This is a genomic window from Sphingopyxis bauzanensis (assembly GCF_002205675.1).
GTDB lineage: Bacteria > Pseudomonadota > Alphaproteobacteria > Sphingomonadales > Sphingomonadaceae > Sphingopyxis > Sphingopyxis bauzanensis.
The window spans coordinates 782,806-794,101 of record NZ_NISK01000002.1 but is presented as its reverse complement, the minus strand read 5'-3'; the positions used below and the strand labels follow the sequence as shown (position 1 = coordinate 794,101).

Genomic DNA, 11,296 nt, shown 5'->3' with positions numbered 1-11,296 from the left:
GCACGTCAAAAAACTGTAATCTTCCCGTCAACTGATTGTCACCAATCGCCCGTAGGCGATTCGCGACGGCAACTTCAGCCTCGGGGGGATAGAATAGAGTTATGGCGACGCTGATGTCCGGATCGGCCGTTAGGTTGCCGCGCGGCTTGCCCGTGTGGCTGCGCGCGGGTCGCCGCTCGCCGCGCGAGATTGGGCCGTTGCTGCTCGCCGCGGTGCTCGGCGCCTTGCTGATCTGGCAGCTCGTCCGCCTGCTCTGGACCATCATCACCCCGCTCTCGCCGCTCGGCGCCTGGCAGCCGCAGGCCGCGGTCATTTCCTCGCCCGCCGAACGCCGCGCGCTGTTTGCCAGTTTTGATCCCTTCTTTCGCAGCGCGCCGCAGGGTCCGGTCTCGGCCACCGTCACCGCGGTCGGCCTGACCTTGTTCGGGATCAACATCAACGAAGCGACCGGCGGCGGCTCGGCGATCATTGCGGGTGAGGACGGGGTGCAGTCCAGCTACGCCGTCGGCGACGAAATCGCGCCGGGGGTGCGGTTGGTCGGAGTCGCTTTCGACCATGTCCTGCTCGACCGCGGTGGCGCGCGCGAAAGCCTGTTCCTCGACCAGAGCGGCGAGGCTGCAATCGCCAACGCTTCCACCCCGCTTCCCGCGCCGACCTCCGAAGTCGGATTGGCCGCGGCCAGTGGTACCAATGCGAGCGGCGAAATGTCGCCTGAAAGCCTGAAGGCCGGGGTCGGCTTTGCGCCGCGGACCGAAAGTAGCCGCGTCACCGGACTGGTCGTCCAGCCACAGGGCGATGGCGCGATATTCCGGGCCGCGGGCCTGCGCCCCGGCGATGTCATCCGCTCGGTGAACGGCCGCCCGATCGGCTCGGCGAGCGATGCTGCCGCGCTCGCCAACCAGATCGCACCCGGCGCGCGAATATCGCTCGAAGTCGAACGGGGCGCCAGCGTCGTTCCCGTCGCCATTTTCCTCTCGAAGCAATAGGTTATATGCGTATAAAACTGTCCCTGATGCTTGCCGCCGCACTGGTTTCCGCCACGCCGGCACCGGCGGGTGCTCAATATACGCTCAACGTCCGCGACGCCGACATCCGTGCCTTCATTCAAGATGCGGCGCGGATTACCGGGCGGACCTTCGTCATCGACGGGCGCGTCAACGGCAAGGTGTCGGTGGTGACCGACCGGCCATTGTCGCGCAGCGAATATTTCGAGATCTTCCTGTCGACTCTACGCTCGAACGGCCTTGTTGCCGTGCCCGGCCCCAACGGCAGCTACCGCGTCCAGCCGATCGACGGTGCCGCCGCGCAGCCCGGGCGCATCGGCAGCCGCGGCGCGGCGCAGAACCAGTTCGTCACCGAAATCATCCGCCTGCGCCATATCGACGCCGTTGCCGCAGTTGAAACGCTACGCCCGCTGGTCAGCGCGCAGGGATCACTGACCGCCAACCGCAATGCCAACAGCCTGGTCGTCGCCGACTTCGCCGACAACATCCGCCGCATCCGCGCGCTCGCGTCGAGCATCGACCGCGATAGTTCGACCAGCCAGATCGTCACGCTGAAAAATGCCGGCGCGCGTGAAATCGCCGCCGCCTTGCAGGCGCTGGTTCCGTCGGCGGGTGAGGGGGCCGCGGCGCCAGTCGCGATCGTGCCGATCGACAGCAGCAACGCGATTGCGCTGCGCGGCGACCAGGCGCTGGTCGCGCGCTTTGTCCAGATGGCGAACGAGCTCGATCAACGTGCCGGATCGGGCACCGAGCTGCGCGTCTATTGGCTCGCGCACGCCAATGCCGAAACGTTGCTCCCGACGTTACAGCAACTGGTCGGCGGCGGCAGCGACCCGGCGCAGAAGGCGGCGCTGCCTTCGGCATCGACGATGGGCAGCGACGGCGCGACTGCGTCTCCCGCACCCGCCGCGACGCCGGTTTCGACGGGCGGCGGGGGCGGCAGCATCGCGACGCGCGGCCCCGCGATTGTCACCCGCTATGAAGGTGCCAATGCGATTATCGTCGCTGCTAATCCCGAGGTGCAGCGGATGCTCGGCGAGCTGATCCGCCAGCTCGACAGTCGCCGCGAACAGGTGCTGGTCGAGGCGATTGTGGTCGAAATCGGCGACGATGCGGCCAAACGCCTTGGCGTCCAGTTCCTGCTCGGCGGCAAGAATATTCCGTTTGTCGCGACCAGCTACAGCAATGCATCGCCCAATATCCTGACGCTGGGCGGTGCTTATGCCGCCAATCAGCTGTCGCAGGAAACCACGACGGTCAACGGCACGACAACGGTAACGCAAACGAACAGCTCGCTGGGCAACAGTTTACAGGAAGCCGCGGCGGCGTCGCTGCTCGCGGCGACGGGCGGCTTTGCCGGTTTTGCGGGCGATATTGGCAAGAATACGATTTTCGGCGCAATCATCAACGCGATCAAATCGGACACGACGTCGAACCTGCTCGCAACGCCGCATATCGTGACGCTCGACAACCAACAGGCAAAGTTCCTGGTCGGGCAGGATGTCCCGATCACGACCGGCGAAAAACTTGGCGACAATTTCGAAAATGCCTTTCGCACCGTTCAGCGCGAGGAAGTCGGCATCAAATTGGAGGTGACGCCGCAGGTCAATGCCGCGGGCGAGGTCAAGATGTTCTTGCGTCAGGAAGTGTCGAGCGTCGCGGGGCCGGTGTCGTCGCGCAACAGCGACCTGATCATCAACAAGCGTTCGTTCGAAACCGTGCTGACTGTCGATGACGGCGAAATCCTGGCGATCGGCGGCTTGCTCAATGACGATGAACGGCGGACGATCGAGCGGGTGCCGCTGCTTAGCGATATTCCGCTGCTCGGCGAATTGTTCAAATCGCGCAGCCGGACACGGTCGAAGACGAACCTGATGGTCTTCATCCGCCCGACAATCTTGCGTAGCCGCGAAGACAATGCCGCGCTGACCGCGCGGCGTTACGGCTATATTCGCGACTTCCAGCTCCGCCGGAATCCCGATGAGGAGCCCGCGATCGACACGTTGGTGCGTGATTATCTGGGCGCGGTACCGCCGGTGCCGACCGAGGCGACGGCCGCCGACATCACCGTTGGTCCGGTCAACCTGCCCGAACTGCGCGGTCCCGATGGCCGGGTGATTTCGACCGACGTCCCCCCGTCGATTTCGAATGCGCCTGCGCCGCCGACCGGAGAATTTCCGTGAGCGATCCCAAACCGATCGTCGCTGCCGCGGCGCCGGTCGATATTCCCTATGGCTTTGCGCGCCAGCACGGTGTCGTCATCGCGCCGGGCGAGGGCGGGGCATGGCTCGCGACCTTGCGCGAGGATGCCGATCCCGCGGTGCTGATCGAGGTGAAGCGTTATCTCGCGCAGCCGCTGCGCGTCGCGACCGCGAGCGTTGCCGATTTCGATCGCCTGCTGTCTGACCATTATGCCGTCGACAGCTCGGCGGCGGCGATGGCGGGATCGGTCGGCAACAATGACATCGATTTCAGCCTGCCCAGCGCCGAAGACTTGCTCGACAGCGCCGACGATGCCCCCGCGATCCGGCTGATCAACGCAATCATCGCCGAAGCGGTGCGGCAGGGGGTCAGCGACATCCATATCGAACCCTATGAAAGCGGGCTGGTGGTCCGGATGCGGACCGACGGGGTGCTGCGCGAACATCTGCGGATGCCCCCGCACGTCGCGCCGGTGGTGGTCAGCCGCATCAAGGTGATGGCGCGGCTCGACATCGCCGAACGCCGCGTGCCGCAGGACGGCCGCATCGGGCTGACGCTCGCGGGCAAGGCGGTCGACGTGCGCGTATCGACCTTGCCCAGCCGCGCCGGCGAGCGCGTCGTGATGCGTATTCTCGACAAGGATGCCGCGGGGATCGACTTCGATGTGCTCGGCCTGTCGGGCACCTCCGACCAGATTTTGCGCGAGGCACTCGCCGAACCCAATGGCATTATCCTGGTCACCGGCCCGACCGGTTCGGGCAAGACGACGACGCTCTATGCCGCGCTCAAGCAATTGAACGATGGTCAGCGCAATATCCTGACCGTCGAGGATCCGGTCGAATATGCCGTCGACGGTGTCGGTCAGACGCAGGTCAACAGCAAGGTCGGGCTCGACTTCGCCGCCGGGCTGCGCGCCATCCTGCGCCAGGATCCCGATGTCGTGATGGTTGGCGAAATCCGCGACCGCGAAACCGCCGATATTGCAGTGCAGGCATCGCTGACTGGCCACCTTGTGCTTTCGACCGTTCACACCAATGATGCAGTCGGCGCAATCACCCGGCTTAAAGATCTGAAAGTAGAGCCTTTTCTTTTAGCGTCGACCTTGCGCGCAGTGATCGCGCAGCGCCTTGTGCGCAAACTTTGCGATCATTGCCGCGAACCAGTGCAGGCCGACAACAGCGTCGCCGCCATGCTCGGGCTCGACATCGGCACCGTCATCTGGCGTCCCAAGGGTTGCGAGCAGTGCAGCGGCACCGGCTACAAGGGCCGAATCGGCGTGTTCGAGGCGATCAAGGTCGACGAAACCGTGCGTCGTTACATCTACAACGGCGGCGACGAGGCGATGATCACGCGCCACGCGTTCCTGAAATCGCCGACGCTCGCCTCGGCGGCGCGCGCGATGGTCGCCAAGGGGCTGACGACCGCCGAAGAAGCGATCCGCATCGCGCGGCGCGAGGAAATCGATGCCTGATTATCGCTATGTGGCGATCGATCCGCAGGGCCGCGAGCGCAAGGGACGGCTGACCGCCGCCAACGACGACGCCGCGCGCGCCGATCTCGTGCGGCGCAAATTCCATATCGTCGCGGTCGAGGCCGCGGGAGCCAAACCCGCCAGCCGCTCGCTCATCGCGTTCCGCCGCGCGCGGCTGAGCAGCAAAGAACTCGCGCTTTTCACGCGCCAGCTGGCAACGCTGGCCGAGGTCGCGCCACTTGAAGAGGCGCTGCGCACGCTGACCCGCCAGAGCGAGGCCGAAAGCGCCCGCACGATCATTGGTGAAGTCCATGCCGGGCTGCTCGAAGGCCGCCGCCTCGCCGATGCGATGGCGCGCCAACCCGCCAGCTTTCCGCCGCTCTATCGCGCGATGGTCGCGGCGGGCGAAACGACGGGCAGCCTGACCACCATCCTCGCGCGCCTCGCCGATCTGCTCGAACGTCAGGCCGAGGTGCGCGGTAAACTGATCGCAGCGCTCGCGTATCCGATCGTGCTCGCGGTCGTGGCGATCGGCGTCGTGGCCGCGCTGATGATCTTTGTCGTCCCGCGCGTCGTCGAACAATTTACCGATGTTGGCCAGCAGCTGCCGTTCCTGACCCGCGCGGTGATCGCGATCTCCAGCTTTGCCGCTAACTGGTGGTGGTTGATCGCATTGCTGATGGCCGCGGCGAGTTTTGGATGGGTCGCCGCGATGCGCCGTCCGGTGTTCAAGGCGCGAGTCGATGCGCGGCTGCTGCGGCTGCCGCTGTTCGGGCGCCTGCTTCGCGACCTCTATGCGGCGCGTTTTGCGCGCACCCTGGCGACGATGGTGTCGAGCCGCCTGCCGCTGGTCGATGGCCTGCGGCTGACGTTGCCGACGATCCGCAACGCCGCGCTCGCAAGTGCGACGGCCGCCATCGTCGATCAAGTCCGCGCCGGGGGCAGCCTGTCGGCGGCTCTCCGCGACGCCGGGGTGTTTCCGCCGCTGCTCGTTTACATGACCGCCAGCGGCGAAAGTGCCGGGCGGCTTGAAGTCATGCTCGAACGCGCCGCCGATTATCTGGAGCGCGAATTCGACCGCTTCACGGCGGCATCGATGGCGTTACTCGAACCTGTCATAATAGTCCTTATGGGGTCATGTGTTGCCCTGATCATCCTCGCCATTCTGCTGCCGATCCTTCAGTTGCAGAATCTTGCTGGAATATAATAGATGTCGCTGATGCAGCTTTTCATTCGCCTGATGCTCGATCCGTCGCGCCCGACGCCCGCCCGCCGCCGCAAGAAGGACGAGCGCGGCTTTACCCTGACCGAACTGATGGTCGTCATCTTCATCATCGGGCTGCTCGCGACCGTCGTGATGATCAACGTCCTACCCAGCCAGGACCGAGCGATGGTGACCAAGGCCAAGGCCGACATCGCGACGCTGGAAACCGCACTCGAACAATATCGTCTCGACAATCTGACCTATCCGGCGACGAGCGACGGGTTGAACGCGCTATCGTCACCGCCGCCGTCGCTCGCGCAGCCGGAGCGGTACCGTCGCGACGGCTATATCAAGAAACTGCCTGCCGATCCGTGGGGGCGTCCTTATAATTACCAGGCACCTGGCCCGAACGGCGCAGCATTTGACGTCTGGTCGCTGGGCGCCGATGGTGCGCCGGGCGGGACCGACGACAATGCAGATATTCGTGGCGGAGACAGCTAAGGCATCAGCGCGTCGCCATCGCAAGATGGGGACCAGCGGCTTCACGCTGGTCGAGCTGATGGTCGTGCTCGCGATCATGGCGCTCGCTGCCACCGCCGTCGTACTGACCATTCCCGGCGAAGAACGCAGCGTGCGCAGTGAGGCCGACCGGCTCGCGGCGCGGCTGGCCGGTGCGCGTGATATCGCGGTGATCGAGGGGCGCAGCGTCGCGGTCAACTTTGCCCCCTCGGGCTATGGCTTTGAACGCCGGATCGCGGGCGAATGGCAGCCGCTGCCCGGCCGCGCCTTCACCCAGCGCAATTGGCCCAGCGACGTTCGTTTTGCGGCGGACGGCGGGCAGGGCGCTGCTCGCATATTGTTCGACCGTGTCGGCACCAGCCCGACCCCGCAGGTCGTCGTGCTGAGCGGCGGCGAAGCGCGTGAGATTGTTCGTGTGTCGGCGACTGGGGAGGTCAGCCGTGGCGAATGAGCGTGAACGCGGTTTCACCCTGCTCGAAATGCTAGTCGCACTTAGCGTCATCAGCATCGCAGCGCTGACGCTCGTCCGCCTTGATGCTTTTGCGGTGCGCACCGCGGGCGACCTCGACGAAAGCACGATCGCGGGCATCGTTGCGCAGAATCGCGCCGTTGAACTGTGGACCGACCCGGCGCCGCCGACGATCGGCAATAGCGCGATCGGGATTGCGAACGCCGGGCGCAACTGGCGCATCGAACAGCGGGTGGCGCGGACCGCCGACGACAGCCTGCTGCGTATCGACCTGATCGTGCGCCCCGAAAGCGGGCGCGGCCAGGCGGCGCTGACGATTATCCGGCCGAGCCGATGAAATTTGGTACTCACCTACTAAACCCGTTCGCCCTGAGCCTGTCGAAGGGCCGTTCTTCCTTCGCGGCGCCGGAGAAAAAGAACTGTGCTTCGACAAGCTCAGCACAAACGGGGACCGGGGCGGGGCAAAGCGGTTTCACCCTCATCGAAATGCTCGTCGCACTGTCGCTGTTCGCGGCGATTGCGGCGATCGGCGTCGCCCTGCTGCGCAGCAGCGTCGATACGCAGGATGCGGTGCAGACGCGGTTGAAGGCGATGGGCGGAGTCAACCGCCTGCGCGCGGTGATGGCGAATGATCTGGCGCAGGCGGTCCAGCGATCGACGCGAGGGCCGGCGGGCGAGGCGGTGCCTGCTTTCGTCGGGTCATCGACCGGCTTTGCTTTCGTCCATGGCGGCGCGGCCGCTCTCGACGGTTCGCCGCGTCCTGCCGTCGAACGGGTCGCCTATGCGCTCGTCGGCAGCGAGTGGCGGCGCGCGACGCAGCCCATGCTCGACGGCACCGCGCTGAATGCGGGCGACCGGTTGCTCGGAGACGTCGTCGCGGTCGCGGTGCGCTACCGCGACGATACCGGCAATTGGGGCGAAAGCTGGAGCTCCGAACCCGGCGACCGCCTGCCGCGCGTGGTCGAGGTGCGCGTGTCGCGCAGCGGGCGCGAGGCGTTGACGATGTTGTTCCTGACCGCACCGACGCTGCCGCCACCGCCGCCTGCGGCCGAAAATCCCTCGCCATGAGCCGCCGCCTGTCCAATGAGCGCGGCGCCGCGCTCCTCACTGTGTTGCTGCTCGTTGCCGTGATGGCGGTGATCGCGGCGACCGCGCTCGACCGGTTGACGTTGGCGACGCGGATCGCGGGCAGCGCGGCGACTGTCGATCAGGGGCGCGCCTACAGCTTTGCCGCCGAACAGATTGCGCTGCGCCGCGTTGCCGACCTGGTCGGGCGAGATCCGGCGAAGCTGACGCTGGCAGGCAACTGGCTCGGCCGCGAATTTATCCTGCCGCTGCCGGGTGGCACCGGCAGCGCGCGGCTGACGGACGCGAACAATTGCTTCAACCTCAACAGCCTGGTTGCCGAGACGGTACCGGGACGGTTCAGCCAGCGATCGGGGTCGATGCGCCAGTTCGGCGCGTTGATGGTGTTGCTCGGCGTCGATGCCGCGCAGGCGCAGGCGATAGCTGGCGCCACCGCCGACTGGATCGACAGTGACAGCAACGACGGCCCGCTCGGCGCCGAGGACAATGTCTATCGGTCGCTGCCCGGCGCCTATCTGGCCGCCAACCGAAAGATGGCCGACATCAGCGAATTGCGCGCGGTGCGGGGGATGACGCCCAAAATCTATGCACGGCTCAAACCCTGGATCTGCGTGCTGCCGGTGACCGATTCGGTGCGGCTGAACGTCAACACGCTGGCGCCCGAGCAGGCACCGCTGGTCGCGATGCTGCTGCCGGGCGAATTGACGCTCGCCGACGCCCGCGCAGCGCTGGCGGCGCGGCCCGCGGGCGGCTATGGCAGCAGCGTGCGATTCTGGCAGTCGGGTCCGCTCGCGCAGTTCGACCCGCCGACCGAGGTGGCCGAACAGGCGGGGGTTACCAGCCGCTGGCTGGCGCTGACGACGAATGTGACGATGGGGGACGGGTTTTTGACGGCAGTTTCGCTCATCGACGCCAACGGAGGCGCGCCATCCGCCGGACAGGCTGCGCCGGTCATTGTCCGCCGCGATTGGGGCGAGAGCGACTGATATGTCCCGCACGTTGGTTCTTTGGTTGCCCCCGGTAGCGGCACTTGGCGAGGAGAAGGCCCCCCTGCCTGCGTGGCTGCGCGTCGACGATGGCGTCATTGTCGATTCGGGGCAGGACGACGGTTGGGTCGATGCATGGGAAAAACGGCAGGATGATAGCCCCGGCGACCGCTTGATCGCATTGGCGCCTGCCGTCGACGTGCCTTTGCGTTGGCGGCATTATCCCGATGCGGCGCCCGCGCAGGCGGCATCGGCGGCGCGGGTCGATACGTTGAAGGACAGTCTGGGCGATGGCGCCTTGCTGCATATCGTGGCGGGTCAGCCGATTGAAGCCGGGCAGGCGGTACCAGTGGCGGTGACGACGCACGCGGCGATGACTGCGTGGGCTGACTGGCTGAAGGCGCGCGACCTGGCGCCGGTCGCGATCATCCCGGCTGCTGCTGCGGTGCCGCCGCCCGAACCCGATAGCCTGTGGTCCGCCGACGTTGGCGGCGAACAGATCGTGCGGGCGGCCGATCATGCCTATGTGTCCGATCCCGAACTCGATCCGCTGATCGCGCGCGGTCACACAATTGCGCCGCTCGATGCCGACCGGATGCGCGAGGCATTGCTGATGACGCTGGCTGCGCCGCCGCTCGACCTGCTCAGTGGCGGCTGGAAGCCGAAGCGCAGCTGGTCGCTCGACCCAGCGCTGCTGCGGCTGGCCAAGCGGCTGGCGATCGCGCTGCTTATCGTCAGCCTCCTGATCCCGATCATCCATGCCGTGCGGCTGTCGTCCGACAGCGCCCGAGCCGACGATGCGGTGGTCGCAACGGCCAAAAAGGCTGGGGTGACCGCGCCCGATGCCACCGCGGCCGAGGCCGAGCTCGATCGCCGGCTCGCGGCGGCGGGTGGCGGCCCGCTGGCATTTTCGGTTCCTGCATCGGCGCTTTACGATGCCATGGGCGACACACCGGGCGTCGCTCTCAAGACCCTGTCGCACCGCACCGACGGCACGCTGACAACCACGCTCGCGGCGCCGCGGGTTGAGGACATCAACGCAGTGCTGCTCGCGCTCCAGGCCCGCGGTTACCGCGTCACGGCGCAGCCGATGGCGGGCAGCGACGGCCAGCAGATGGCGAATATCACGATCCGGGCGGTGCCATGACTGAGCGATTGAAAAACTGGTGGCTGGGCCTGTCGCAGCGCGAACGCTGGCTGGTTGGCATCGCAGGCTCACTGGCGCTGGGCGTCATCCTGTGGGGACTCGGCCGCCCGGCTTATGCAGCGTTTGTCGATCTCGAAAACCAGCATCGCGCGGCGATTGAGCGCGAAGGTCGGGTCGCGGCCAAGGTGCAGTTGCTGGCGGCGCGGCCCGCGAAATCGTTTGCGACCGCGGTCGATGCGGTGGCTATCGATCAATATCTGGCGCAGTCGGCGAGCGAAATCGGGCTGACGCTCGACCGCAACGAGGCGCGCGGCGCGGGGCAGGCGACGATCGCGATCGCCACCGCGCGCGCGCCTGTGCTCACCGACTGGCTGGCGTCGCTAGAGGGGCAGGGCTTTGTCATCGACCAGCTGACGATCACCCCTGCCGCCGACGGCACCGTCGGTCTGACCGCCGAACTTCGCAAGGGCGGCCAATGAGCACGCGGCAACGCTGGGGCATCGCGGCACTGCTGCTGGCGATGATCCTGATCATCGCGACGTTCCCGATGCGGCTGGCGCTGGCGTGGTCGGGCGCGACCGATGCCGGGGTGTCGGCGCGCGAGGTGCGCGGATCGGTGTGGGCGGGCGAGCTGGTCGAGGCGCGGCTGGGCGCCCTGCCGCTCGGCACGGTGCGCGCCAGCCTGTCGCCGCTGGCGCTGCTCGGCGGCGACACCGAACTCGCTTTTTCGCGCACCGACGAACGGCTGGGCGCGCTGGCGGGGCGGCTGCATGGCAGCAACCCGCGTGGGGTATCCGACGTCAATGGCACGACGTCGATGTCCGGCGGGCTGGGGATGATACCTGTCGATACGATCCGCTTCGAAGGCGCAACGCTGCGGTTCGATGGCGCCGGTAAATGCACCAGCGCGAGCGGGCGGATCCAGCTCGCCGTCACCGCGCCGATCGCCGGACTCGACCTGTCGCGCGGGTTGTCGGGACCGCTGAAATGCGCAAATGGACGCGCGCAAGCGGCGCTTGCCAGCCAGTCGGGGATGGAGCGGTTGACCTTGTCGTTCGACGGCAACGGCGCGTATCGGGCGCAGTTCGCGATCAATGTCGATCGCGATCCGGCAATGGCGGCGGCGCTGGCCATGCTGGGGTTCAAGGCCGGTTCGGGTGGATTCGTGCTGGCGACCACGGGCCGCTTCTGACGTGACCTTCCTCGAT

At 66.6% G+C, this 11,296-nt stretch carries 12 protein-coding genes; all 12 read left to right on the top strand.

Annotation, left to right across the window (positions count from 1 at the left end):
- Positions 1–113: 113 nt before the first annotated feature.
- From CDQ92_RS10405 to gspN, 12 genes are read left to right on the top strand one after another with little or no spacing between them, the layout of a single operon-like run.
- Positions 114–986, top strand: a complete 873-nt coding sequence (locus tag CDQ92_RS10405; RefSeq protein WP_229667027.1) for a type II secretion system protein N — start codon at positions 114–116, stop codon at positions 984–986.
- A 5-nt stretch (positions 987–991) separates the two neighbouring features.
- Positions 992–3,187: a type II secretion system secretin GspD gene (gspD, locus tag CDQ92_RS10400; RefSeq protein WP_088441276.1), complete on the top strand. Its 2,196-nt coding sequence runs from the start codon at positions 992–994 to the stop codon at positions 3,185–3,187.
- Entirely contained in the window at positions 3,184–4,677 is a 1,494-nt protein-coding gene (gspE, locus tag CDQ92_RS10395; RefSeq protein ID WP_088441275.1) for a type II secretion system ATPase GspE, read from the top strand. Before gspD ends, gspE begins: the two co-directional genes overlap by 4 nt.
- Complete coding sequence (gspF, locus tag CDQ92_RS10390) at positions 4,670–5,884, top strand: type II secretion system inner membrane protein GspF (RefSeq protein ID WP_088441274.1); 1,215 nt, start codon at positions 4,670–4,672, stop codon at positions 5,882–5,884. The genes gspE and gspF overlap by 8 nt, the downstream gene beginning before the upstream one ends.
- A 12-nt stretch (positions 5,885–5,896) precedes the next feature.
- A complete protein-coding gene (gspG, locus tag CDQ92_RS10385; RefSeq protein ID WP_272897558.1) occupies positions 5,897–6,382 on the top strand; it encodes a type II secretion system major pseudopilin GspG in 486 nt (161 codons plus the stop codon).
- The gene (locus tag CDQ92_RS10380) at positions 6,366–6,851 is read left to right on the top strand and encodes a GspH/FimT family pseudopilin (RefSeq protein ID WP_237246120.1); all 486 of its coding nucleotides are present in this window, start codon (positions 6,366–6,368) and stop codon (positions 6,849–6,851) included. Before gspG ends, CDQ92_RS10380 begins: the two co-directional genes overlap by 17 nt.
- Positions 6,841–7,206, top strand: a complete 366-nt coding sequence (gene gspI / locus CDQ92_RS10375; RefSeq protein ID WP_268239132.1) for a type II secretion system minor pseudopilin GspI — start codon at positions 6,841–6,843, stop codon at positions 7,204–7,206. The genes CDQ92_RS10380 and gspI overlap by 11 nt, the downstream gene beginning before the upstream one ends.
- On the top strand, positions 7,203–7,937 hold the full coding sequence (gspJ, locus tag CDQ92_RS10370) for a type II secretion system minor pseudopilin GspJ (RefSeq protein WP_088441271.1): 735 nt from the start codon (positions 7,203–7,205) through the stop codon (positions 7,935–7,937). Before gspI ends, gspJ begins: the two co-directional genes overlap by 4 nt.
- On the top strand, positions 7,934–8,941 hold the full coding sequence (gene gspK / locus CDQ92_RS10365; protein ID WP_088441270.1) for a type II secretion system minor pseudopilin GspK: 1,008 nt from the start codon (positions 7,934–7,936) through the stop codon (positions 8,939–8,941). Before gspJ ends, gspK begins: the two co-directional genes overlap by 4 nt.
- A 1-nt stretch (position 8,942) precedes the next feature.
- Positions 8,943–10,088, top strand: a complete 1,146-nt coding sequence (gspL, locus tag CDQ92_RS10360) for a type II secretion system protein GspL (RefSeq protein ID WP_088441269.1) — start codon at positions 8,943–8,945, stop codon at positions 10,086–10,088.
- Positions 10,085–10,567 carry a type II secretion system protein GspM gene (gspM, locus tag CDQ92_RS10355; protein ID WP_088441268.1) on the top strand — a complete coding sequence of 161 codons (483 nt, stop codon included), beginning with the start codon at positions 10,085–10,087 and terminating at the stop codon, positions 10,565–10,567. The genes gspL and gspM overlap by 4 nt, the downstream gene beginning before the upstream one ends.
- Positions 10,564–11,280, top strand: a complete 717-nt coding sequence (gene gspN, locus CDQ92_RS10350; RefSeq protein WP_088441267.1) for a type II secretion system protein N — start codon at positions 10,564–10,566, stop codon at positions 11,278–11,280. The genes gspM and gspN overlap by 4 nt, the downstream gene beginning before the upstream one ends.
- Positions 11,281–11,296: the final 16 nt, after the last annotated feature.

What these genes read in the sequence shown, in the direction of transcription:
- gspN (WP_088441267.1), top strand. Translation starts at nt 10,564, where the DNA reads ATGAGCACGCGGCAACGCTGGGGCATCGCGGCACTGCTGCTGGCGATG.
- gspL (WP_088441269.1), top strand. Translation starts at nt 8,943, where the DNA reads ATGTCCCGCACGTTGGTTCTTTGGTTGCCCCCGGTAGCGGCACTTGGC.
- gspJ (WP_088441271.1), top strand. Translation starts at nt 7,203, where the DNA reads ATGAAATTTGGTACTCACCTACTAAACCCGTTCGCCCTGAGCCTGTCG.
- gspK (WP_088441270.1), top strand. Translation starts at nt 7,934, where the DNA reads ATGAGCCGCCGCCTGTCCAATGAGCGCGGCGCCGCGCTCCTCACTGTG.
- gspG (WP_272897558.1), top strand. Translation starts at nt 5,897, where the DNA reads ATGCAGCTTTTCATTCGCCTGATGCTCGATCCGTCGCGCCCGACGCCC.
- gspM (WP_088441268.1), top strand. Translation starts at nt 10,085, where the DNA reads ATGACTGAGCGATTGAAAAACTGGTGGCTGGGCCTGTCGCAGCGCGAA.
- gspF (WP_088441274.1), top strand. Translation starts at nt 4,670, where the DNA reads ATGCCTGATTATCGCTATGTGGCGATCGATCCGCAGGGCCGCGAGCGC.
- gspD (WP_088441276.1), top strand. Translation starts at nt 992, where the DNA reads ATGCGTATAAAACTGTCCCTGATGCTTGCCGCCGCACTGGTTTCCGCC.
- CDQ92_RS10405 (WP_229667027.1), top strand. Translation starts at nt 114, where the DNA reads ATGTCCGGATCGGCCGTTAGGTTGCCGCGCGGCTTGCCCGTGTGGCTG.